Below are 23,043 nucleotides of genomic sequence, written 5' to 3'. Positions count from 1 at the left end.
TCAGTTCACCAGTACAGTGCCAGGGCGCGCAGGCAGCTCGTTCTTTACGAACTTCCCATCCTTCATGATGGCTGCGATGTTTTCGCCTTGCCCCGTCAGCACGCCGATATCGTGAAGCGGGTTGCCCCGCACGACCAGTAGATCGGCGATGGCGCCGGGCTGGATGACGCCCAGCTTGCCGGCGTGCTGGACGATCTCCGCTGCGACTGTCGTGGCGCTACGCAATGCCTCCAGATTGCCGATGATCTCGGAGCGCACCCGCAGTTCTTCGCTCTGGTGTCGGTGTGACTCGCCCAGCAGGTCACTGCCATATCCCATCTTCACGCCGGCTCGATGTAGCATTGCGATGGCCTCGCGGCCCGCCAGGCGAACGTCGTCCACCTTGGCAATCGACTCCGGCGGAAGACCGAGAGAGGCACCCTCGAGAGAGAGCATGTCGAAGGTGATCAAGGTGGGGACGACAAACACCCCAGACTCCTCTAGCAGCACGGCTGTTGCCTCGTCCACGAGGTTGCCGTGCTCGATCGTTCTCACGCCTGCTTCGACAGCACGCCGGATGGCGCGCGGCGTGTAGGCATGCGCCATCACATAGGTCTGCCATGCGGTGGCTTCGTCGACGATCGCCCGGAGTTCGTCCATCGAGTAGCCGGTGTTTCCAATGGGGTCATTCGGCGAGGTCACACCGCCACTGGCCATCACCTTGATCTGGGTAGCCCCCTTGGTGAGCTCCTCACGTGCCGCCCGTCGCACCTCGTCCACGCCGTCCACGACGCGACCGATGTTTCCGATGCGGAACGAGCATGCACAGGACTCGAGCTGGTCACTGCGTGCACGGAAGTCGCCGTGGCCGCCGGTTTGCGAGAGTGCCTTGCCAGATGTAAAGAGCCGGGGCGACTCGATCAGACCATCCTTGGCAGCCTGGCCCAGGGCCCAGTCGCCGCCGCCCGCGTCGCGCACGGTCGTGAAGCCGCGCATAAGCATCCCCTTGAGGATCGGCAGCGACCGAATGATGCCCAACGCGTTGGGCAACCGTGCCGCAAGCCCCAGGTTGACGGACGAGGCCGTCACATGCACATGGCAATCGATCAGGCCGGGCATGAGCGTCAGGCCGTAGAGCTCGTAGACGGCATCCGTCGCCCTCGGTTGAGCGAGCCGCGACCCGACTTCCGCCACATGACCGTCGACAACGACGACGTCCATGCCATCGACCAGCTCCCCCTTCTCGAGGTCCAGCAGGTTCGCATTCCGCAGAACAAACACCGACATGAAAAATCTCCGTCTTGAGCACCTAATGCGATAGGAGTCTAGGAGTCGTATACTCCTAAGACAATAGGTGCCAAACACCTAAGTGTTTTTTCTTAGGGGACTTTTCATCGATGCGCAACAAAGCAGCCGAGAAGAACCAGGTGATCGACTACCACCGTGCCTTTCAGGATGCGCCGGTCGGTCAGGCGCTAGGGCGAGATCGCGTCATCATTGCGTGCAACCGGGCGTTCGCCGCCATCTTTCGAGCAGGGGTAGACGATCTGGTGGGGTCCTCCTTCGAGCGGCTGTATCCCACGCAAACGCACTTCGAACAAACCGGTGATCGCATCGCGCCCGTGCTCGCCAAGCACCACACGTTCTCCGATGACCGCGTCATGCGCCGGCTCGACGGAGAACTCTTCTGGGTGCACGTCAGCGGATTCACGTACACGCCGGACGATCCACATCACGACACGCTCTGGGCGTTCACCGACCTCTCGACCGGGCGCAAGGTGAATTCGGCCCTGCGCGGCTCCATGACGCCGCGAGAGCGCGACATCGCGGCGCTGCTCATCGAGGGGAAAACGGGCAAGGAAGTCGCACGGGCACTCAACATCAGCCCACGCACCGTGGACATCTACAAGACTCGCCTGCTGCGCAAGTACAGCGTGAGCAGCACGCCAGACTTGGTAAAGCGCCTGCTCGCCGGCTGAAGCCGCTCAGGACTGCTCGGCCAGGTACAACCGCACGCCCAACTGGAGCCGGAAGCGTCCTTCGACCGAGTCCAGGTCCAGCTTGGTCAGTTCGCCCAGGCGCCCCAGCCGGTAGCGCAACGTGCTGATGTGCACCTCGAGGCGGTCTGCAGTGCGCTGCAGATTGAATCCCTCGTCGGTAAGTGCAATGGCGGTATCGATCAGGGCTTGACCACGCTTGTCCGCCTCCAATGCGCCGAACAACCGCGTGATGAAGATCCGGCGCGCCGCCGCATCGCCAGCGAGGACCCGAGGGAACATGGCCTCCTCGGAGAAGTGGATGCGGCTCGGCTTGGTGTGCGGCATAAGGTCGGCGATCTCGCGTCCCGCCGAATGCATGCCTGCGACCCCCCGATGAAATTCGCTCACGCCCATTGCAGAGCGGCCGTGGGCAATGTTCGACCAGAGCCACTCGACATCCATGGTGTCAGGGACGAGTGCGTTGATCTGATTGGCAGACAAACTGATGAGTGGCTGAACGCTCTTTTGCCGGAACGCCTGTGCCAATTGCCCCGCGAGTTGCTCGCGCCGCCCAAGGCCTTCGCTGGAGAGTGGGTTGGGTTCGTCGAGCAGGATCGTTGCCAATCGATAGTGCTGCTCCGGATCCCAGCCCAACAAACGGGCGCGCTCGATGGCACTGGGCGTCTCGTCGAAACGCCCCTCGAGCAACGCAGCGACCAGCGCATAGCCAAGACGTGCTTCATTGGCTGATAGCTCGCGCTGATGTGCGATCTGCAACGCAGCCACAGTCCCCGCGTGTTCCACTGCGCGCAGGTCGATCTCGGTCAGCGGCGGTACGCCTTCTGCAACGAGGACATAGCCGAGCCCACCATTGCGGTTGCGCACTGCACATCCCACCACGCTCTGGGCGGTCGTGGCCAAGCGCGACGGCCGTGGGTGCCAGCGTACAGCGCGCGTCTGCGCGTCCATTGCCTTGATGCCCCCGCCGGCGGACAGCGCCCGGAAGACGCCTTGTTCGAATGACGGGGAAGCGTGCCCGCCCCGTTCGATGGCGTGTGCCGCCAACAATCCGCCTTCAGCGGAGTAGATCTGGACCGAACGCTCCAGGACCTGACCGAGCACACGGGCAACGTCCTGAAGGCTGTCGCCTGTTGCAGCCGCCTCTGTGAGTTGGCGGTGAATCTGCTCCGACTTCGCCAAGGCTCGACTTTGACGGTCCACGAGCTCGCGATGGACGTACTGGGTGATCGAACTGAAAGGCACCTCCCAAGGCAGCTCGATGAGCGGCAGATGTACTCGGTCGGCGACAGCGATGGTCTCGAGGGCGAAGTGCTCCACGAAGTTCGGGACAGCCAACACCACGCCGCAGGCACCCTTGACGGCGAGCTTCTCGACAAGCGCGGCAGCTTCTTTCCCGCCTTTCGGCCAGTTGTAGCCGGTACTCAGAAGCAGATGGCCCGGTTCGACCCAGCTTTCGATGTCGGGGTGGTCGACCACCTGAACCCAGGAAATCTCCCTCGCAAGATGCTCGGAGGCGGCCACCACGGCCCCCGCCTGGAGGGGTGAAGTGCGAAGAGCTTCGTCGAGTTGCATTCGGAAATTCTACGAATCAACGAAGAAATAGGCCATCAATTCCTATTCTTCGTACATATCGTCGAGTCGCAATCGCTCCTAAATTCGTCTCATGCCTTCATCACATATCGAGCACCTCTCTTCCCTGGTCGGCACGGCGAATTGCCTGGTCGAGGAAGAAAGCACGCGGCCATTTGCGACCGACTACCGAGGCGTCTTTCATGGGAAAGCGCTGGCTGTCGTCCGGCCAGCCGACACCGCCGAGGTCAGCCGCGTGCTGGCGTACTGCCACGCGCATGACATCCCCGTGGTACCCCAAGGCGGCAACACGTCACTGCTCGGCGGCTCCGTTCCCGATGCCAAGGGCGAGAGCATCGTGCTCAGCCTGTCGCGCATGAACCGCATTCGCTCTGTCGACCCGGTGAACGACACCATGGTCGCCGAGGCCGGCGTGACCTTGCACCAGGCGCGCATGGCAGCCGAGGAGGTGCGCAAGCTTTTTCCTCTGCGCATCGGCTCCGAAGGAAGTTGCCAGATCGGCGGAAATATCTCGACGAATGCAGGGGGCACCAACGTCCTGCGGTACGGCAACATGCGCGATCTCGTGCTGGGCATCGAAGCGGTACTGCCCGATGGGAGCATCTGGCACGGGCTGCGGGCCCTGCGCAAAGACAACACCGGCTACGACCTGAAGCAGCTCTTCATCGGCGCCGAGGGCACCCTCGGTATTGTCACGGCCGCTGTTCTCAAGCTGATGCCCCAGCCGCGTGCTGTCTGCACGGCCTTCCTGGCGTTCGATACGCCCGAGATCGCACTGGGCTTCTTTTCAGAACTGCGCAAATGCGTTGGCCAGGATGTGACCGCCTACGAGCTGATCTCTCAAGCAGCCCTCGACCTGGTCCTGAGCCATCTTCCCGATGCAAGGCCACCTCTCTCTACGCGTGCGGGCTGGTATGTGCTCGTCGAAATGGGCGCCGGGCGATCGCAAGAGGAACTCGAGAGTGACTTCTACGACGTCGTGCAAGTGGGTCTGGAAGATGGACGCATCCGCGATGCGGCAGTGGCCGCGACGCAAACGCATGCCAACGACTTTTGGCGAATCCGCGAAGAAATCTCGGATGCCCAGACACGAACCGGCGGAAGTGTTCGTTGCGATATCTCCGTCCCGCTTTCGAAGATTCCGGAGTTCATCACACAAGCATCGGCTGGCGTGCTCGATGTCGAGCCGAAGACGCGCATGGTGATCTATGGGCACGTCGGCGATGGCAACGTGCATTTCAACCCACTGCGGCCCGCCGATGAACCGGCTGCCGACTACCTGTCCAGAGCCGGCCAATCCATCACCCACATCGTCGACGAGATTGCCATGGCGATGAACGGATCGATCTCCGCCGAACACGGCGTCGGCGTCGCCAAGCGGGACGAGTTGCTGGCCGTGAAGTCCCGGGTAGAGCTGGAGATGGCCTGGCGCATCAAACGCGCCCTCGATCCCAAGAACCTGCTCAACCCGGGCAAGTTTCTTCCCCAACTGGACGCAATGAAAGAAGCCACTCATGACTGACATCGATCCCAACGCATTCGAGAGGTTGGAGCTGCGCGTCGGACGCATCGTCGAGGCCGCGCTCAACACCAAGGCCAGAGTGCCGGCCTACAAGCTGAAGATCGACTTCGGCGACATCGGCACTCGTACGTCCAGCGGACAGTACACCGAGCTCTACACACCGGAAGACCTCGTCGGCAGGCAGGTGGTGTGCGCGATGAACCTCGGATCCATCCGCATTGGGGGCTTCGAATCGCAGGTGCTGGTCGTGGGCGCACGCAGCGATTCCGGAGCGCCCGTGCTGCTGACCACCGAGCGCCCGGTGGCTCCCGGGGCCACGATTTTCTGAACACCTACCAAAGGGGATTTCCATGAACATGTCGGACCATTTCGCCGAACTCACAGAGATCGACAGGCGCCACTGGCTCCATCCGGTTGCTGCGTTGCGGCAGCACGAAAAGCGGGGCGCGACGATCTGGCAAGCGGCTGATCGTATCCACCTGATCGACTCCAGCGGCCACCGCGTGCAGGATGCATTCTCCGGGCTGTGGTGCGTGAACGTCGGCTACGGCCACGAATCGATCGTGCAGGCCGCCACCGAGCAGATGCGCAAGCTGCCGTACGCGACTGGCTACTTTCACTTCGCGAGCGAGCCGGCCATCCGTCTCGCCGGGCGTCTTGCGGCGCTGGCCCCCGCAGGTCTCACCCGTGTGCTCTTCGGACAGGGCGGCTCCGATGCCGTCGACACTGCGATTCGCACCGTCCGCTACTACTTCAATGCCATCGGCAAACCGGACAAGAAGCACTTCATCGGCCTTCAACGCGGCTATCACGGCAGCTCGGCCGTGGGCAGCGGCTTGACCGCACTGCCGCTGTTCCACCGATTCTTCGATGTGCCCGCTCCGCAGCAGCACCATATTCCGTCCCCGTATCCGTACCGTCATGCGGACGGACCGGATCCGGCGGCGGTACTCGCGAGCACGGTGCGCGCGCTGCGCGACAAGGTGGACGCACTCGGCGCCGACAACGTGGCGGCGTTCATCTGCGAGCCGATCCAGGGCTCGGGTGGCGTGATCATTCCGCCCCCCGGATTCCTGGCCGCCATGCGCAAGACTTGCGATGAACTGGGCATCTTGCTGATCGTCGACGAGGTCATCACCGGCTTCGGTCGCACAGGGCCCATGTTTGCGTGCGCCTCCGAAGGCGTAACGCCGGACATCATGACCCTGGCCAAGGGTTTGACGGCCGGCTACGCCCCGATGAGCGCAACGCTGATCTCGGAAGAGCTGTACCAGGGCATCGCCGAGGGCGGCAGCGACGGGACCGCGTTCGGTCACGGACAGACTTATGCAGGGCATCCGGTCAGCGCTGCGGTGGCCAACGCCGTGCTCGATCTGTACACGGACGGCGGCTTGCTCGAGAACGGCCAGCGCATCGGGAAATACTTCGAAGCGCGTCTGAAAGACCTTGAATCCCTGTCGTGCGTGGGCGAAGTCCGCGTCCGGGGCCTGCTCGGCGCTGTTGAACTGGTCACCGACAAGACCACGAAGACCAAGCCAGATCCGGCGCTCAAGATGGGCCAGCGCGTGCTCGATCATGCGTTCCAGAACGGATTGGTCTTCCGCGCTTTCGGCGATGACATTCTGGGCTTCGCCCCCTCCCTGAACTACACGGAAGCGGACGTTGACGTCCTGATCGCGCGCCTGCGCGCTTCCATCGCTCACGTCTTTTCTTGAATCAACCACCACCAGGAGCAACCATGAAACTCTCCGACTTCAAAGTACTGACCTTCGATTGCTACGGCACCCTGATCGACTGGGAATCCGGGATCTACAACGCGCTGGAGCCGCTGCGCGCCAAGGCGGGTAACGACAAGACGCGAGACCAGGTCCTCGAGAACTACGCGCAGCACGAGTCCGCGCAAGAAGAGGAAACGCCGGCGATGCCCTACTCGCAGTTGCTGACACTCGTCTACAAGCGCCTTGCCAAGGAGTGGGGAGTCACCGTCAGCGACGAGGAAGCGAACATCTTCGGGGCATCGGTGCCGGACTGGCCGGAGTTCGCCGATTCGGTCGAGGCACTGACGTACCTCAAGAAGCACTACAAGCTCGTGATCCTTTCGAACGTCGATCGTCTTTCGTTCCGTTCGAGCAATGCGCGCCTGCAGGTGGTGTTCGATGCGATCTACACCGCGCAGGACATCGGCTCCTACAAGCCGAGCCCGCGCAACTTCGAGTACATGCTCAAGCGACTGGAAAGCGACTTCGGTCTCCAGAAGAAGGACATCCTTCACACCGCCCAAAGCCTCTTTCACGACCACGCGCCTGCGAACAATTTCGGACTCGCTTCTGCCTGGATCGATCGCCGTCATGCCAACAAGGGCTGGGGCGCCACCATGCCACCGCCTGGCACGCCGAGGCTGGACTTCACCTTCGAAAGCATGATCGCGCTTGCCAAGGCCCATCAAGCCGAAATCGGCGCTTGAAGGAACGACGCGCCATGGATTTGCGACTCAAGGACATGGCGCTGTGGCGCCAGCAAGCGTACATCGACGGGCAGTGGCGAAATGCCCGAGCTGGGGGGACGATGGAAGTCGTGAACCCTGCCGATCGGCAGGCACTCGGCACCATCCCCTCATGTGACGGCGTCGACACGCGGGATGCCATCGAGGCGGCGCAAGCCGCGCTGCCGACATGGCGGGCACTGACTGCGCAAGATCGTGCAGCGCTGTTGCTCAAGTGGCACGACCTCATGCTGGCGCATGCCGATGATCTTGCCCTCCTGATGACCCTCGAGCAGGGCAAACCTTTGAGTGAAGCCAAAGGCGAAATCCTGTACGGCGCGTCGTTCGTCCAATGGTTCGCGGGCGAGGGCGTGCGCGCTTATGGCGAGACCATTCCCGCGACGCAGCCGAACCGACGCATCTTCGTTCGCAAGATACCCGTGGGCGTGTGCGCGGCGATCACGCCCTGGAATTTCCCGAACGCGATGATCACGCGCAAGCTGGCGCCTGCCTTGGCCGCCGGTTGCACGGTCGTGGTCAAGCCCTCCGAGCTGACCCCGTACTCTGCATTGGCGCTGGCCGAGTTGGGCGAGCGTGCCGGTTTTCCCAAGGGCGTGCTGAACATCGTGACGGGCGCGCCCGCGGGCATCGGCGCCGAACTCACGGGCAACCCCACGGTGCGCAAGCTGACCTTCACGGGATCGACGGCCGTCGGCAAGACGCTGCTTCGCCAGTGCGCCGACACCGTCAAGCGTGTCAGCCTCGAGCTCGGAGGAAATGCACCCGTCATCGTGTTCGACGACGCCGATCTCGAGACCGCGATCGCCGGCGTCATGGCAAGCAAGTTCCGCAACAGCGGGCAGACCTGCGTGTGCGCCAACCGCATCTACGTTCAGGCGGGCATCTACGGGCGCTTCACCGATCGGCTGGTGAAGGAAGTGCGACAGCTGCGAGTGGGCGCAGGTACGGAAGCGGGTACCACCATCGGTCCGCTGATCAACCAGGCCGCGCTTCAGAAGGTGCAGGCACACGTGACGGACGCGCAAGCCAAGGGCGCATCAATCGCTTGCGGCGGGAAGGCTTCCGAACGTGGCCCCCAGTTCTTCGAGCCGACCGTGCTGACAGAGGCGAACGACACCATGGTCCTGGCCCACGAGGAGACCTTCGGGCCGGTCGCTGCGCTGTTTCGCTTCGACACGGAAAGCGAAGTGGTCGACAAGGCCAACGACTCGCCCTATGGACTGGCAGCCTACGTTTTCTCGAACGATGTGAGCAGACTGTTCCGCGTGAGCGAGTCGCTTGAATGCGGCATGGTGGGGATGAACACGGGTGCCATCTCGACGGCGGTTGCCCCGTTCGGCGGCGTCAAGGAGTCCGGCATCGGGAGGGAAGGATCCCTGTATGGCATTGAGGAGTTTCTGGAGATCCAGACCCTTCACCTCGATCTCGCCAAAGCGGCTTGATCCGATGCCCCTGCTTGCGGCGCTCGCCGCCATTGTCATGTGGTCTTCGCTGGCCACGCTCACGGTGTCGCTTGCCGGGGTTCCTCCCTTGTATCTGACGGGCATGAGCTTGTTCATCGGTGGCGCGTTGTCGCTGCCATGGATGATGCGATGGTCGCTGGACTGGCGTGCATTGGCGGTGGGCGTCTATGGCCAGTTCACCTATCACCTGGTGTACATCGTCGCCCTGCGTTCGGCACCGCCAGTCAATGCCAATCTCGTGCACTATGCGTGGCCGCTGCTCATCCTCCTGATGGCTCCGCTGGCAGGGCAGGGGCTGAGGCTCGGATGGATCCATATCGCTGCGGCAATAGCTGCGTTCGGCGGGGTGGTGCTGGCGACCATCGACGGCGTCGAAATGTCCTTGCGCTGGCACGCTGGCTATGGATTCGCACTTGCTGCAGCATTCATCTGGGCGAGCTATTCCATCGCTGAAGCTCGCAGCAAGACCTCATCTCCCGTGGACGTCGGGCCGGCTTGCATGGTGTCGGGCCTGCTCGCTCTCGCTGGACATGCAGCCTTCGAGCCGACCGTTTCGCTTGATGCGTCTCAGTGGCTGATGATGATCGCCCTGGGCGTTGGCCCTACGGGCGGTGCGTTCTATCTATGGAGTCTGGCCATGCGCCGCGGCGACACGCGGATCGTCGGCGTGCTGTCCAACGCGACGCCGATCCTGTCGACACTGATGCTTGCGCTTGGGGGAAGTCGGTCCCTGTCGATGCCGATCGTTGCGGCAGCACTTTTGGTCACCGCTTCAAGTGTGGCAGTTTTTCTCGCGAGCAGGCGTGCCGGCTCTTTCGTGCGCAACCAGCGGCGGAAGCGCTTTACATGCGTCGAGTCGGACGGTGCCCCTTGAACAAGATGCCGCGCCGTATCTCGGCGCTTGGTCGAAGCCGGAAGTGCAGCTTCGGTCAATGACAGTCCGTTTCCGCTGCGTAGCCGCCTTGCGTCGACGGCCGGTTCAGACTGGTTGTGGTCATTCATGAGTAAAGCCAGAACGACTTCTTCCAGCAAGAGCGGCTACCAAACGCGATGTGAGGTTCGCCGCTTGCTTCAATAGCATTTGCACACGAAGCGACGCAATTAAGAGCGCGACTTCAGGCCAAGCATCTTGAAATGCTCATAGTGCCCCACCCCATTCTTGACAATCGGGTCCTGCGATGTAAGGGCATCGATGTCTTGCCCATCTTCGATCTGGAACAGTGACACGCCATAACCACCGGTCGGGTCCATCACCGGACCGTGAGCGACAACGATGCCTTTCGCGAGCAGGTCGTTCAGGAAAACGCCGTGCTCGCTCATCCAGTTCTTTTCATCTGGGGACATCGTTGCAAGGAAATCCGCACGGGGCGGAATGAATTTGCACAGGTAGAACTTCATGGCATCCCCAATCAAGCCGTCTTCACACTTTTGAGAATCGAGCCCTCGAACATCTTCGGGATGTAGTTCTGCAGGAACAGGATCATTCCGGTCATCTTTCCAACGGGATTGCTGAACTTCGGCGCCGGCGCCTCAATGAGAGCGGAAATAGTCTGGATGACGGCGTCTGGCGATTCCGCCCCGTCGATGCCTTTTTGCGTCGCGGCCTGCACCTGCTTTCGGTAGGCGTTGTAGTCGGCGATCTCGCCGCTCGCCGCGGAGACCGCGTTGTGGCCCAGGTTCGTCTTGAACCACACGGGCTCCACCATACTGACCTTGATGTTGAACTGGTCCAGCTCGAACCGCAGCGACTTGAAGTAGCCCTGCACCGCGTGCTTCGAGGCCGCGTAGAAAGACAGATTGGGTGGACCGATCAGCCCCACGATCGAGCTCACCGTGATGATCTGCCCGGACTTCTGGGCCCTGAGACGGGGTAGCAACGCATTCGTCACCTTGATGGTTCCCCAGAAGTTCGTCTCGAACTGCTGGCGGCCCAGCCCGATGGGCGTTTCTTCGGCAATGCCGGTCACCATGTAGCCGGCGTTGTTCACGAGGACATCCAAGCGCTCGGTGGATCGGGCCAGTTCGCGAGTGAACGATGCGATGGATTCGTCATCGTCGATGTCGAGGCGCAGCAGCTTGAAAGGCACCTGCGCTGCGTATTTTTCCGGCGTACGGCTCGTACCCACGACGTTGTGGCCCTGTGCGTGCAGGCGCGTCGCCAACATCAAGCCGAAGCCCGACGACGCGCCTGTGATCAGTACTGTCTTTTTCATGTGTGCTTCCAATTCAAGAATCGATCTAGGCATTTCACGGGTCTGGACGAACCGTGGGTCGCAGGTTAGTATCGTTTAAGTACTAAGTCAATATCAAAACGATATGAACTCGAAAACCGATGCCCAACCCACATGCCCCATCGAGCGCAGCCTTGCCTTTCTGGGTGACAGCTGGACCATGCTGATCCTGCGAGACGCCAATGCGGGTGTGACGCGCTTCGATCAGTTCAAGAAGAATCTGGGTATCGCACCGACCATGCTGACCAAGCGACTGGCGACGCTGACGGACGAGCGCTTGCTCGAGAAAAAGCTCTACTCCGAACGCCCGCCGCGCGAGGAATACGTGCTGACCGCTGCCGGGCGAGACTTTCTGCCGGTCCTCTTCATGATTGCCGAGTGGGGTCGAAAGCATCGAGGCGAAGGTCGGTTGACGCGCTTTCTTGACGCCGAGAACGGAACGGAAATCAAACCTACCGCGATCGATGCCGTGACTGGCGCGGAAATCGGGACACGCGCCATCCGTGTCCTGATCCCCGAATGAAAGACGCCGCCGTCCAGACGCTGGCCGCAGGTCGTCCGGTCCCAACGCGCGGCATGGTGTCGCTGCTTGCCGCCCTCGCGGCGATCGGCGCCTTGTCGACCAACATCATCCTGCCGTCGTTTCCGGCCATCGGCGCAGGGCTGGGCGTGTCCGACGCGCAGCTCGGGGTGACGTTGAGCATCTTCTTTGTTGTCTTCGCGATCGGCCAACTCATCGTTGGTCCGCTGTCGGACCGGTACGGGCGACGCAAGTTGGTGATCGGTGGCCTGCTCATCTTCGCCGCAGGCGGCGTCATCTGCGCGCTGTCCCCCAATCTAACCTGGTTGGTATTGGGCAGGGCTGCTCAGGCAGCGGGCGTGTGCGCCGCCTCAGTGCTCGCACGCGCAATTGCTAGAGACCTGTTCGAAGGCGAGACGCTTTCGAAGGTGCTTGCGATGGTGATTGTGGCGATGGCCGCGGCGCCCGGGTTCTCTCCGCTATTGGGCAGTGTGGCCGAGCAATTTGTTGGCTGGCGTTGGACCTTCGCGACGGTCAGCGCAATGGGATTGATTTTGGCGATCTGGTACGCGCTGCGGCTGCCGGAAACTCACACGACTTCACGGCGCACGCCACTGGCGATCGGGCCAGTTTTCGCGGCGTACATCCAGTTGCTGCGAGATGCGCGCTTCATGCGGCCAGCGACCGTCGTCGCGTGTGTGACGGGGGCGCTCTACGGCTTTTTCGCCGCTGCGCCTGCCGTGCTCATCGGTGCTCTCGGCTTGAGCTCGCTCCAACTGGGATTCTTCTTTGCAGCAACCGTCCCTGTCGTGTTCGCTGCGGGGCTGCTCGTTCCGAAACTGTCGGGCCGGTGGGGTCCCCAAAAGACACTGCAACTCGGCCTTGTGCTCTCGCTCGCTGGTGGCATGCTGATTTGCGGCGTGAATGTTCAAGCACCAACCAATCTGGTCGGGTTCACCGCGGCCCTCTGCGTTTTCCTTTTCGGCATGGGCATGGCGAACCCACTGGGTACCGCCTTGTCTCTCGCGCCATTTGCGGCTCAAGCAGGCGCCGCCTCGGCCATGCTGGGCTTCATGCAGATGTCGGGGGCAGCCCTGGGCGCAACCTTTGTGACGAAGCTTGCAGGGTTGTCGCCTATGGCGGCCTTGGGCCTGGTGGTCGTTGCATCGCAAGTGCTTTCGATCGCGCTTTTCGCGCTCCTCCGCCAACAACCGCCGAAGCCATACGCTAGGTAGTGCCGCGTGAACGCAGCAATTCGGAAAACCAAGCTCTTAAGGCAGCCGCCGACGATCTTTTTAGATTCATCGCACCGCTTGCTGCTGCCGTAAGAATTGACACGAGGCAATGTTTGCCGGGAGAGCGATTCCGGCCGCGAAGCCGTCATTCAACTTGCCTTTGAGAACGTCTGCAATCGCTGCATAGCTGCCGCTAGCAGCGACGGGCTCCCGACCTGGGAGCAGCAAGTTTCCGCCGCTTGCGGTGCGCTTTTAGCCACCGATAACACGGTGTTTACGTACCTGTAGTTATCGAGAGCAGGCCAAGGCGCCCCATCATCAAGGCGGTGGCAACGCTGCTGCCCCAATGCTTGTCTCGCCTGAGTAACCGTCTCTCGTGAGCTGCTGCTGACGTTGAATACGAGCCCCAATCTCGGGGAGCCGCGCAATTCATCTTGATAGGATTCTGCGCCTGTTCTTGAAGTGGGCTGGCGTTGATGGTGCAAGTAGTAGAGGTACATAACGGCCAGACCTTTTACATCTTTCCTAGTCTGAGGGAGATGTTTTTAAGGCGACCTGAGCCCACATCGGCTGACTCAGCTATGGCCTGAGCGAGCCCTAGAGAATTACCGCAGAAAGCCAGCCAGAAATTCGCTTGCACGCCCGGTGGCATGGGTGAGAGTCAACAGATTTCGCGCTCTTGACGCGGCGACGTAGAAGAGACTCCTTTCGTCTGGCCGATTCCCGTCGAAGCTGCCCTTGTTTACGCCTGGAACAATAACGTGATCAAACTCAAGGCCTTTGGAGGACTCGATGTTTGAGAGAACAATCCGGCTCTCTTTCTGGCTTTTCGCTCTTGCAGCGTAGTCATATTGAAGTAAAGCCTCTAGCAGTGAACTGGTAGAGGTATACCTCTTTGCCACATTAAGAAGTCCGGAAACGGAGGACTCAATCTCCTCGACATCTGAGCTTCTTACGAAAACTCGGCGAGCCAGCTCATTTATTTCAAGGGCTGCGACCACCTTGGGGAGATCTGCAACGATGTTGTTGCTGGCCAATGCCATTGCCTGAAGGATCCGTTCCGACACACTGTGTCCTGCATCGCGAAGCAGTCCATGCAAGACGAATGAGCGGAAATTCTCCTCGGTTGCGCTGTCGACGACTTGGCTGGTCTCACCGGCACCTCCTGTGCCAGGCAGCGTTCCTCCTATGAACTGCCATGTTGCTCGCTTAGCGGCGAGCAGCATCTCGGTACTAAATTTGGCTTGCAGATCGACCGCAGCGGTGAGCAGTAGTCGGATGAAGAGAACCTCCGGGCGCTCAAGGAAGCTCTTGAACCCCACCGTTTCGTAGGGCAGGTTTTTGAGAATCAAGAAGTGCTCTAGCTCAACAGCGCTTCCTGGGTGCCGGAGCAAGACGGCCACGTCCTGAAGGCCGGAGTCTTCGTCGAGACCCCGTCGGCTCCTTGTAGCCTCTTCGACGACATGCAGGATCTCTTCTGCCGTGTTTGCGATCTTCACCTCTACCGCGGATCTTCTGTCCTTGCTCGCTGTATAGGCCTTGCTCGCGAAACGACCTAGTGGTTGTGCTAGCGATTCACCGAAGCGGTGAGTCAATGTGAGTGGCAGGCGCTTGGGCCTGCCAATCTCGACGTCGAACCCGTCTTTCATGAAGTAGGAGTCGGCACCGTCTCCTGCATGAATTACTTGGTCTCTGTCACCTACCCCAAGGAATACGCAACCTTCATTAACTTCTAGCAATTTCCTCAAGACTGTGAAGATGGCCCAATTGCAATCGTGCATCTCGTCAAATATCACTGCCTCTGCTCCCACCCACAGTGGGTGGTTCTCCCAGGAAAACGGTGGATCATCTGAGATCAGCAGTCGGGCCAAATCGTAGGTGGCGTCGCCTCGGTATCGGAATCTTGCCTGCTCGCCATCCCCACCAAGAAAATTCGTTCTCTGATGCTCGTATTCTTTGAAGATAACAAGAGCCGTGAAACTAAAACCTAGGTCAGATGCCGTCTGAGGCGTTAATGAAAAGTATTCGCCGGCCCGCTGGATTGCCAGGGTCCCCTTAATTTGGCCGAACTCCTCAAGAAGTCCTTCAACTGCCAAGTGTCCCGTACCGTGTAGGGAGAACTCTCCTGGAAAACGAGCCTCAGCCCACTCTCTGGCATGCGCAATTGCGTCGGTGACTGCTGTTCTGACTTCCTCGGGTCTCTTGGTGCGTTGTACCTTGCTGCCTTCGAGCCGCTCAAGTCGCGCGGCGCTGAAGTCTTCAACGGTGCCCACCGGCAACTGTCGAACTATCTCTCTGCCTAGTCCAACTCGTGCAAACGCCGTTTCAAACGCCTTCACTCCTGGCTCAGTGAAACTCAATGCGAGAATCTTCTTGGGATTTGCGCCTCGCTCAACGAGCCCGGCAATCGTCAAGGCCGCAGTTGTAGTCTTCGCTGCGCCCGCGTTGGCTTCGACGATGATCCGATTGCTTTTGCAAGTGCGAATATCAATCTGTTCGTCAGTCCATTTCAAATGGGTGCGGCCTGAGCTCATGAATTTTCTTTCCACTCGAGTAGAAAAGCTGACACGGTTTGGATCGTCTTTCTATTTTTGAGGATCGCCTCCGTGGTACGGCGAACGCCGCAGGGATAGTCTGAATGTATAGCGTCTCGCGCGATGCAAGTGCGACTCTTAGGTAAAACCGCTCGACAACCCTCCTTAGAGTGAGGGGAAGTCCTAATCTGAGAGCGATGTGGTGCCGCGAGCCTACCCATGACTTTCGCTATCGTCGCTTGATGTAGCTAGCGAGGCGCAGTCTCGAATTCTGAGGCCAACTCCTGCTACACATCTAGTAGGCCGTCAACGTCCGTGTTGCTCGCCGTCGCATTGTGTGGACGGGCTAAGCATCGATCGAACTTTTCATCGCTATTTCACAAGATGAGCTTGCCAGATCGATGGCGTTTGGCCAGCTACACGTTGTTTTCCGACCCACCTGCGCGCTCCTTTCGAGTGCAAGGCCGTGTTCATCTCTTCTCGAAAGATCGGGTCTTTTTCAAGGCGAGAAAGCTGTAGTCTGAACTGTTGTCCATTGCGTCCGGTGGGGTGATAGAAGCCGATAACAGGTCTGTGCGTGGCCATGTAACCTGACGCCACATACGCATCCCGGCCGGCTGCAATAACCGGCCATTCTTTTGGAACGGCCGAAAATTCTCTGGCCATGAATTTCTGTGAACAGATCATTCGCGTCTCTTCCGGAGGGCTTCGTCCTTCGCATTTTGCGACATCTGTCCAAAGTACCGGGCCCCGAACATTAAGGGTATCTAGAAGAGTCCTAAGCATGGTGAAGTACGGCACATTCTTCACGCCCGACTGCCACGCCATTCGTTGCTGGTCGTAGCCAGTGCCGTGTTGCTCGTAGAGTTGTTGCTCCCAGCGGGCGGCGAACCCAGGGTTTTGTCCAACTACTATGACTCCGCCTGTAGTGTCTGGTGCCTCCTCGTGCTGAAACAACAAGCCTCGTGGAGGACTTCCTGCACTGGACTTCACTCCCGAGCACGCCCGATTGCATCGGGACAATTCTTCGGCGATCTGGCCGATCCGTTGGTCGACCAACTGCAGAGAATTTATGCTCATGAGCTGTAGTATGCACAACAGTGCGCGTAGCGCAAAGCCGCTTGGCCCAAGTAATTGGATTACCAGCATCTAGCGCTGGCGATGAGAATAAATGGAGCAAGAGTGATAACAGATAAGAATCTGCCTGGGCAGAGAGTGATTCTGCGTGGCAGCAATGCATTCAGGAAGAACCTGCCTCGCGAAGCCGTGTACAAAACTGCCACTTTCTTGGTGAATCATCACTGGGGGAACGCGAGGGAAATGGCAGACGGAATGGGTGTTCTGCTTCTCACCTGGAATCAAGCTTTCTACCGCTATGGGCAGTTTGACTTCCTTAAGCTTGAGCGATGCATTGAGAAGAATATGTCCTCTCTAGAGAGTATTCGTATGCGGAACATATTGGAATTCGGTAAGGTTGACGAGCCTCTCGTCCGAAGACTCTTCGAAGGTTTTTCCGCCGCGCTGGCGATTCGGAGGGGATCTAAAGAGGGAATGCAGAGTCCCGTTGCAACCGCTAAAGCGCTGCATCTTCTGGCCCCAAGTTTCTTAGCGCTCTGGGACCACAAGATTGCACGCGGTTACGGCTGCTACTATGCGAACGATCCTGTTGGAAAGTATCTCGATTTCCTATGGATGACGAAAGCCATCGCAATAGGCTTGCCGAAGAGTTTGCAAGATGGCGCTGACGGATATAGCGCGATTAAGGTCATCGACGAGTACAACTTTGCCCGTTTCACGAGAGGATGGGTGAATACCTAACGGTCTCTTCGCGACGGACATAAGGAGGTGTTCTCGTGACTTCCGTTATCGCGAGTTGAGATGTGAGGCTGAACCAATCACCGATCGACAGAACGATCTTCGCAAGCAAAGACGCATTTAGTCGCTTTGTCAAGATGACCTCGCTGGCTGCTTACGGTCATATCGGAGTACGGAAACTCAACGCCTTCAATTCGTCCAGATGCGGGCCCGAGCTGCCTACTTTTTGGGTGCTGAGACATTCTTGACTTCAAGGTTGTTGACCGCAAGCTCGGAGCTTTCGATGAACTGGTCATATTTCGATTTGTGCACCGCGAAGGTGTACAGGATGGCAATGTCGCCCTTGATAGTCGCCATGTACCGTGTGTAGTAGTTCGGAATCTCAGAGTTGAGAAGAGTGGCATCGACCCACACGCTGTTCTGAATCTTGCGCTGCTTGGGCGCTTGAGTTATCGAGACACCCGGACGTTTCGTCATCGAGTTGATGTGTCCCACGTACTTGGAGAGGCTGTCGTCCGGCCCCGCAAACTTGGCTGTCATGATGATGATTGCCGGCTTGGGACCGCCTCCCGGTGGCGAGCACACAAACTCGGTTCCCTCCCGCTTGCATGTCCATCCGTCTGCGAGATAGAAGGCGATGTAGCTGTTCTCAAATCGCTCGGAGGCATGGGCCGCCATTGCGGCCATCATGTTGGCAACCAAAACCATCGCATAGAGGATGCAATTCCGCATCATGATGCCTTCTCGGCCGCGTCGGTCTCGTGCTCTTGAACCATTCCCCATCGGGTCGCTAGCGTGTGCCAAAGTTGCACATCGAGGTGCTCGTCGACATGGCGACGATACTCCTCGTACAAGAAGCAGCTCGTCACGACGGCAATTCGAGAGCTGTATGCATGCAGCCTGACCTGCAGATCTGAAGGAGGTCGTGAGTCGGGAGGTTGCTTCACCTCCCAGTTCGCCACGACGAGCACATTGCATTGCACCCCGTCGAGCCGTGCCAAGAGCAGGTCGATATGGAAGTTGCAGACTGCTTCTGCCTGTACGAGCGCAACGACCACGAACTCAGATGTATGGGGAGAACTCAGAATCGGGCCGAGCTCCATCGGCCTTAACGAATCGCTTGCACCTAACGCGACCAGTGTCTCTGCTGCCAGACGAACCAAAGCGGTATGGTCCGACTCAGTAAGCAAGCGGGTGAAGTGCCTCGACCTTGCAATGTTTTGTTGAAGAAGAACGGCGCTGGATGCCAATTGCGCTCTGCGGCTTTGTAGCTCGTTCAGCTTGGAATCGGCATCCTTCGCTGCCATCAGATCGAACGAAAGCATCCACGTCGGGTCTGCCGCCGAGAGTCGCTGCCGCCAGCTGTACTCCCTCACAAAGCTGTCGCTCACACGATGGTCCTCAATGTCGGCGGCAACAGACAGAAGCCTCTCCCTCAGATCTTCTGCAGCCTGTTTGGGCATGGACCGCGCCAAGTATGGGAATACACCTGCGAGACGAGTGTCCGTCGCATATGTCGCCTGCTCGGCGGGCGAGAGTTCGAGCAACGCGAAGTGGGTGAAGAAATCGCGTATCCGGTCATGACGAAAGCGGACCTCTTGAGCGCTCACCTTTCCTGAAGGGTCGGTAAATGTCCGGACGTTTGCAAGCTTGGCATAGATGAGTCCGGCCACCTCAGGCTTGAACGGAAGCAGGGAAAGGTCTTCCTGATCCTTTAGGCGTTGCTCGAGCAATGCCTTGGAAAAGCCCGTGGTTCGAAATACGGACTGTGTCGCCATGCGTTGCCTCACGGCATTGAATTGCTGCTGTTCCAGGGAGAACAGTTCTGGCACGCCTCCTCCGGATAGCAGCAATGCAACCGAAGTAAGGTCCATGGGATTCGCCAGGATTTCGGCAAGTGCCTTGGTTTCGTCTTCCGAGCTGGGTTTGGCCCAGGTATCCTCAAGGAAGGCAAGCGCGACACTGTGAAATTTCTCTCCTCTTACTGGCGCGTCGAAACTCAGTACGTCGTTGCGAGAGAGCAGGAACTGGGTAATTTGGCCTCGATCCAGAGGCAGCAACTCGTAGGTCTCGATGCTGCTGAGACCGCGCAACGGGATTTGGCTTGTCACCAGAATGTTCGCGTCCGGGTACGACGCAAGGAATGACGTGATTGCTTCCTGGGTCGCGAGGTCCACCTCGTTGTATCCATCAATATAGACGGACATCCGACCGGAGTAGATGACCGAACGCAGCAGCTTCTGGTCGCTGCCAAGGTCGGACATCCGTGACTGAATCTCGGCCTCTACGCCCTTTTTGCATTCGTCTGCCCGCAGATAGACGATAGTTCCTTCGCCATCATCGGCACGACGCGAGAGCCAGTTCCGCAAAAAGCTGGATTTGCCAAGTCCCGACTTGCCTTGTAGCAGTACCCTGCCGTTGTGTGTCTTCAACGCATTCACGATGGGTATGGCATCGGCATCCACTCCGACGGCGATGCCAACGCCGGCTGCCTTGTGCCTGACCAAGCTTTCGGCGAAGTATGCTTTCGTGTCGAGGGCTTCGGCGCCATCGCTGACGAGGCCCTTGAGAAAGAGTGCCTTAAATGGGCTGAAGAGTCGCTTTCTAGCAAAGGGCACATAGAGAAGAACAAGGTCCATGTAGCCGAGTCCGAGCACCTTGCGTACGAGAGGGTTCCAGAAAACGATTGCTTGCAGCCGCTTTGACCGTGGGTACAGGAAGAGGAGAACTCCCCAGACTGCGAAGTGCAGCATGATTGCGCCTGGTATTGCCAGGAGGACAAGTGCGAATTTGCGCTTCTGGTACTCGGTCTGCACCTGGCCCGCTTGAGACACACCGGCCTTCTTGAGCTCTTCGCTCCACCAATCAAGCATCGCTTGTCCTGCTGGCGTATATGGCTCAGCGGCAGCTGCACTCGACACCAGAGTCGCGATCTGATTCTTTGTGGTCGAGCTCGCAGAACTGAACTCGGGTGCCTCCCAAAGTTTCTTGAGAGCCGGGAGTGCGTTCGCGCTCTCAGACGGTCGCAGCCCCGCCCAGTTCCGAGCAAGGAATGCGGCCGGCGTGCCTGGATCGAACAGCACCGCGACACATGCTCTCAGTTCATCAGACGAATCCGGCCTTGAAGCCGCGGCACCGAAGATGTTCTCCGCAACGGAAAGCGGCGGCCCCTTTACCGTTGCCAGGGCGAAGCAACCGGTACTCGGGGTCTCCGTCCAATTCACTAATCCTGCGTAGAGCGACGCATGCTTGGGATTTGCTTTCACCAGGCTCGACAAAAAGAGAAGCCCGGTGTTGGGGCTGATGTCCGTCCGCTCGATGAAGGTGGTTAGGGCTTTGTCGGATGGCTCCTTGAGTGCGCTCGCATTCAATGTCCCGCGCAGAATTTCATGGGACCATAGCTTTGCCGCAGTTTCCGATACGGTTTTGTCGTCACTCATTAAGGCGTCGCTGAACGCGTTCTGATACTGCGCGAGCCGACCCCCGGCCGCTATCGCCAGCAAGGCTTGCGCACGTGGAACTGGAGGCGTTTGCTGAGAATTTGCGATGGATGCAGCCGTCACGAAGGCAGCTTCTGGAGCGCTGCGGTCGGCTTGCAGGATGCGCAGGTGCCACCCGAGTTGTGAGGGGTCTCTTGGCGCGGGCTTTTCCCAGTATTTGAGTTGCGACAGTGCACCGGGCTGGGGCGGAATCTGAGCCAAGATGAACTCTTTCGCTGACGCCGCATCTTTCGTGGTAACGCGCGTCGCCGCAGATGGCCCAAGCGCGCTGCTCAATGAGTTTGAACCGTGATTCCATCCGACGAGGTTTCCCAGACCCTCATTTGCCATTCCGCCAAGAACGGTGGTCGTGTTCTCGACTTTTCCCGCTTTACCAAGGTAGGCATCTATGGATTCACCGATGTCGCCCGAGCATCCGTGAGGCATCTTGACGGTCCGCTGCCAAAACTTTGCGAGCGTTGAAGTGCCTATGCTTGCCTGTGCGCCTAAGACTGCCAGCTCGAACTTGAGCTTTCCGCATGCCTCAGTATCGCTCTTGAGCGAGGCGTACAGGTCCAACGGGAAGTTAGCAACGTACTTGCTCGCCGACTGCGGAGCACGACTCACCCACTCCGCGGCCATTTCTGGTGACCAGGTTTGAGCAACCTCACTCGCCCCTATCAACTCGTATTGGTTCTCGAGTACACCAGGACTACGCCGCGCAAGGATCCGATAGGCGCTGTTCCAGTCATCAAGATGGTCCGCGCCTTTCAACTGATCGAGTCCAAGTTCGGAGAGTCCCTTGGACCAGGGGGCGCTGTCTTGCTCGAGGGCGGCGAGTGCAGCCCGAGTGGCGGCCACGTCTTTTGAGGCGAATGCTTGCCTGATGACCACCTCTGTCACGCCCTCACCAAGAAGCAACAAGACAGTGAGTGCCAGATTTCTCCTTTGCACGGCAAGCTCATCTGTGGCCAAAGAGTTGCGCCACGCCGTTAGCTGCCCAGTGACTTCGCGCAGATCCTGCGGATGAGATGCCAGCAGATCAACCAGTTCGCGCCTCGCATCTTCATTCAAATTGCCGGCGTCTAGAGCGCCCATCGCCACGGTGACGACGCCCCGTGGCAGCCTGCGGAATCCGGGAGAGTAGGCTGCGAGGGCGACGACCTTCTCGGATGAACCGCTCTTGGATTCGACAGCCTCCCGAAGTTGCTTGTCAAAGTCAAGAGGAACGAAGTCACGAATCTTTCTAAGATTCAGAACATTTGAATTGCGCAAACGGTCCTTTATGGCACCGTTCCCGGACGAATCGAGCACACGTGCCAGGGCGTTGTCCTTCGAGAGTCGGATGAAAATCTCTTCGACAACCTCAGTGGGCGCACTTCCTAGCAGCTCGACCAGACCAACTGCGAGCTTTGGATCTTCTAGCGAGAGCGCCGCTATCCAACTGTCTGCAAGCCGAACTGCGTCTTGCTTGGATACCTCCTGCGATGCCTCCAATCCGGCGACCTTCTCCAGCGGGAGGAACTGAAGCTGCTTTCGCGCGATTGTTTGCTGTGCTTGCGCCAGGTCGGTGCCGACGAGCAACAACAGCAAAGCTCCTTGTTGAATGAAAGGAACAAAGGTTGTGAGAATCGCTCTAGGCAGCATCTTCCCCTCCGGTTCACGTTGTTTCCGCTTGTCGAAGTGCGATGGCCACCGAGTCCATCCTCTTCGTCCGCAGCGACTTCGATTCAGAAGCAAAACACCCGCAACGTCAAGCCACAAATATGGGGGAAGGCTGGCTTGAATTGCCCAGCACGAGTGACGCAAAATTTCCGACGCTTGGTGGTCGGTCGGCCTGCAGAGTTGCGCCGAGGGCCACATCAAGCCAAAAGAATTCAACCTGCGGTTCGTCATCCAATGGCATCCGCCCCGAATGATCGCTTTCGCCGACCCTGGACTTTCGTTTTGGAGCCCGAGCGCGATATTCGGCGAACTCGGAAACGGCTATCTCAATGATGCCAAGCTTGCATCCAGTCCATATGAGAAGCCATCAGGCGTCCTGATCCCCGGCGAGGCGCGTCGAGTTTGATTCGTTGTGCGAGTAGTTGACCAAGCCAGATGGCCTGAGAGAGTCGGTTACGACAATGGATAGGGCGGCGCGATGCAGCTACGGCAACAAAACGGTAGCTG

18 protein-coding genes are annotated in these 23,043 nt (G+C 59.2%); 10 read left to right on the top strand and 8 right to left on the bottom strand.

All coding sequences use genetic code 11. The features are described 5' to 3' along the window. Entirely contained in the window at positions 1 to 1,266 is a 1,266-nt protein-coding gene (locus NWF24_RS20195) for a metal-dependent hydrolase family protein (RefSeq protein ID WP_258350081.1), read from the bottom strand. Positions 1,267 to 1,376: 110 nt separating this feature from the next. On the opposite strand from NWF24_RS20195, the gene NWF24_RS20190 reads away from it, so the two are divergent. Continuing rightward, a complete protein-coding gene (locus NWF24_RS20190) occupies positions 1,377 to 1,958 on the top strand; it encodes a LuxR C-terminal-related transcriptional regulator (RefSeq protein WP_258350080.1) in 582 nt (193 codons plus the stop codon). A gap of 6 nt (positions 1,959 to 1,964) precedes the next feature. Here the strand turns inward: NWF24_RS20190 and NWF24_RS20185 are convergent, their stop codons facing one another. After that, positions 1,965 to 3,551, bottom strand: a complete 1,587-nt coding sequence (locus tag NWF24_RS20185) for a PucR family transcriptional regulator (protein ID WP_258350079.1) — start codon at positions 3,549 to 3,551, stop codon at positions 1,965 to 1,967. Positions 3,552 to 3,642: 91 nt separating this feature from the next. Between NWF24_RS20185 and NWF24_RS20180 the strand changes: the two genes are divergently transcribed. From NWF24_RS20180 to NWF24_RS20155, 6 genes are read left to right on the top strand one after another with little or no spacing between them, the layout of a single operon-like run. Then, entirely contained in the window at positions 3,643 to 5,091 is a 1,449-nt protein-coding gene (locus NWF24_RS20180; RefSeq protein WP_258350078.1) for an FAD-binding oxidoreductase, read from the top strand. Further along, positions 5,084 to 5,419: a tRNA-binding protein gene (locus NWF24_RS20175; protein ID WP_258350077.1), complete on the top strand. Its 336-nt coding sequence runs from the start codon at positions 5,084 to 5,086 to the stop codon at positions 5,417 to 5,419. Before NWF24_RS20180 ends, NWF24_RS20175 begins: the two co-directional genes overlap by 8 nt. A 22-nt stretch (positions 5,420 to 5,441) precedes the next feature. Next, positions 5,442 to 6,806, top strand: coding sequence for an aminotransferase class III-fold pyridoxal phosphate-dependent enzyme (locus NWF24_RS20170; protein ID WP_375338398.1), 1,365 nt, complete (start codon positions 5,442 to 5,444; stop codon positions 6,804 to 6,806). A 23-nt stretch (positions 6,807 to 6,829) separates the two neighbouring features. After that, positions 6,830 to 7,555: a haloacid dehalogenase type II gene (locus tag NWF24_RS20165; RefSeq protein WP_258350076.1), complete on the top strand. Its 726-nt coding sequence runs from the start codon at positions 6,830 to 6,832 to the stop codon at positions 7,553 to 7,555. 14 nt (positions 7,556 to 7,569) lie between these two features. Next, complete coding sequence (locus NWF24_RS20160; protein WP_258350075.1) at positions 7,570 to 9,036, top strand: NAD-dependent succinate-semialdehyde dehydrogenase; 1,467 nt, start codon at positions 7,570 to 7,572, stop codon at positions 9,034 to 9,036. A gap of 4 nt (positions 9,037 to 9,040) precedes the next feature. Next, a complete protein-coding gene (locus tag NWF24_RS20155) occupies positions 9,041 to 9,931 on the top strand; it encodes a DMT family transporter (protein WP_258350074.1) in 891 nt (296 codons plus the stop codon). A 227-nt stretch (positions 9,932 to 10,158) separates the two neighbouring features. Here NWF24_RS20155 and NWF24_RS20150 read toward each other — a convergent pair whose 3' ends face one another. Together NWF24_RS20150 and NWF24_RS20145 are read right to left on the bottom strand one after the other, a co-directional pair. Then, a complete protein-coding gene (locus tag NWF24_RS20150) occupies positions 10,159 to 10,455 on the bottom strand; it encodes a YciI family protein (protein ID WP_258350073.1) in 297 nt (98 codons plus the stop codon). Between the two features lie 11 nt (positions 10,456 to 10,466). Next, positions 10,467 to 11,303: an SDR family NAD(P)-dependent oxidoreductase gene (locus NWF24_RS20145; protein WP_258350072.1), complete on the bottom strand. Its 837-nt coding sequence runs from the start codon at positions 11,301 to 11,303 to the stop codon at positions 10,467 to 10,469. Positions 11,304 to 11,373: 70 nt separating this feature from the next. Between NWF24_RS20145 and NWF24_RS20140 the strand changes: the two genes are divergently transcribed. Continuing rightward, complete coding sequence (locus NWF24_RS20140; RefSeq protein WP_258350071.1) at positions 11,374 to 11,811, top strand: winged helix-turn-helix transcriptional regulator; 438 nt, start codon at positions 11,374 to 11,376, stop codon at positions 11,809 to 11,811. Then, on the top strand, positions 11,808 to 13,043 hold the full coding sequence (locus NWF24_RS20135) for a multidrug effflux MFS transporter (RefSeq protein WP_258350069.1): 1,236 nt from the start codon (positions 11,808 to 11,810) through the stop codon (positions 13,041 to 13,043). The genes NWF24_RS20140 and NWF24_RS20135 overlap by 4 nt, the downstream gene beginning before the upstream one ends. 605 nt (positions 13,044 to 13,648) lie before the next feature. On the opposite strand, the gene NWF24_RS20130 is transcribed toward NWF24_RS20135, so the two are convergent. Both NWF24_RS20130 and NWF24_RS20125 read right to left on the bottom strand, forming a co-directional pair. Then, on the bottom strand, positions 13,649 to 15,577 hold the full coding sequence (locus NWF24_RS20130) for a 3'-5' exonuclease (protein WP_258350068.1): 1,929 nt from the start codon (positions 15,575 to 15,577) through the stop codon (positions 13,649 to 13,651). A 372-nt stretch (positions 15,578 to 15,949) separates the two neighbouring features. Beyond that, on the bottom strand, positions 15,950 to 16,264 hold the full coding sequence (locus NWF24_RS20125; RefSeq protein ID WP_258350067.1) for a hypothetical protein: 315 nt from the start codon (positions 16,262 to 16,264) through the stop codon (positions 15,950 to 15,952). A gap of 447 nt (positions 16,265 to 16,711) precedes the next feature. Here NWF24_RS20125 and NWF24_RS20120 point away from each other — a divergent pair, with 447 nt between their 5' ends. Continuing rightward, on the top strand, positions 16,712 to 17,395 hold the full coding sequence (locus NWF24_RS20120; protein WP_258350066.1) for a hypothetical protein: 684 nt from the start codon (positions 16,712 to 16,714) through the stop codon (positions 17,393 to 17,395). A 216-nt stretch (positions 17,396 to 17,611) separates the two neighbouring features. Here NWF24_RS20120 and NWF24_RS20115 read toward each other — a convergent pair whose 3' ends face one another. Together NWF24_RS20115 and NWF24_RS20110 are read right to left on the bottom strand one after the other, a co-directional pair. Continuing rightward, complete coding sequence (locus NWF24_RS20115; RefSeq protein WP_258350065.1) at positions 17,612 to 18,127, bottom strand: hypothetical protein; 516 nt, start codon at positions 18,125 to 18,127, stop codon at positions 17,612 to 17,614. Next, positions 18,124 to 22,458, bottom strand: coding sequence for an NACHT domain-containing protein (locus NWF24_RS20110; protein ID WP_258350064.1), 4,335 nt, complete (start codon positions 22,456 to 22,458; stop codon positions 18,124 to 18,126). The genes NWF24_RS20115 and NWF24_RS20110 overlap by 4 nt, the downstream gene beginning before the upstream one ends. Between the last annotated feature and the right edge of the window lie 585 nt (positions 22,459 to 23,043).

Source organism: Variovorax paradoxus, from assembly GCF_024734665.1.
In the GTDB taxonomy this organism is placed as follows: domain Bacteria; phylum Pseudomonadota; class Gammaproteobacteria; order Burkholderiales; family Burkholderiaceae_C; genus Variovorax.
This window is presented reverse-complemented; position numbering and strand designations above follow the sequence as displayed.

Bases quoted from the DNA above. Each gene is read 5' to 3' on its own strand.
- NWF24_RS20195 (WP_258350081.1), bottom strand. From the start codon at position 1,266: ATGTCGGTGTTTGTTCTGCGGAATGCGAACCTGCTGGACCTCGAGAAG.
- NWF24_RS20190 (WP_258350080.1), top strand. From the start codon at position 1,377: ATGCGCAACAAAGCAGCCGAGAAGAACCAGGTGATCGACTACCACCGT.
- NWF24_RS20185 (WP_258350079.1), bottom strand. From the start codon at position 3,551: ATGCAACTCGACGAAGCTCTTCGCACTTCACCCCTCCAGGCGGGGGCC.
- NWF24_RS20180 (WP_258350078.1), top strand. From the start codon at position 3,643: ATGCCTTCATCACATATCGAGCACCTCTCTTCCCTGGTCGGCACGGCG.
- NWF24_RS20175 (WP_258350077.1), top strand. From the start codon at position 5,084: ATGACTGACATCGATCCCAACGCATTCGAGAGGTTGGAGCTGCGCGTC.
- NWF24_RS20170 (WP_375338398.1), top strand. From the start codon at position 5,442: ATGAACATGTCGGACCATTTCGCCGAACTCACAGAGATCGACAGGCGC.
- NWF24_RS20165 (WP_258350076.1), top strand. From the start codon at position 6,830: ATGAAACTCTCCGACTTCAAAGTACTGACCTTCGATTGCTACGGCACC.
- NWF24_RS20160 (WP_258350075.1), top strand. From the start codon at position 7,570: ATGGATTTGCGACTCAAGGACATGGCGCTGTGGCGCCAGCAAGCGTAC.
- NWF24_RS20155 (WP_258350074.1), top strand. From the start codon at position 9,041: ATGCCCCTGCTTGCGGCGCTCGCCGCCATTGTCATGTGGTCTTCGCTG.
- NWF24_RS20150 (WP_258350073.1), bottom strand. From the start codon at position 10,455: ATGAAGTTCTACCTGTGCAAATTCATTCCGCCCCGTGCGGATTTCCTT.
- NWF24_RS20145 (WP_258350072.1), bottom strand. From the start codon at position 11,303: ATGCCTAGATCGATTCTTGAATTGGAAGCACACATGAAAAAGACAGTA.
- NWF24_RS20140 (WP_258350071.1), top strand. From the start codon at position 11,374: ATGAACTCGAAAACCGATGCCCAACCCACATGCCCCATCGAGCGCAGC.
- NWF24_RS20135 (WP_258350069.1), top strand. From the start codon at position 11,808: ATGAAAGACGCCGCCGTCCAGACGCTGGCCGCAGGTCGTCCGGTCCCA.
- NWF24_RS20130 (WP_258350068.1), bottom strand. From the start codon at position 15,577: ATGAGCTCAGGCCGCACCCATTTGAAATGGACTGACGAACAGATTGAT.
- NWF24_RS20125 (WP_258350067.1), bottom strand. From the start codon at position 16,264: ATGATCTGTTCACAGAAATTCATGGCCAGAGAATTTTCGGCCGTTCCA.
- NWF24_RS20115 (WP_258350065.1), bottom strand. From the start codon at position 18,127: ATGATGCGGAATTGCATCCTCTATGCGATGGTTTTGGTTGCCAACATG.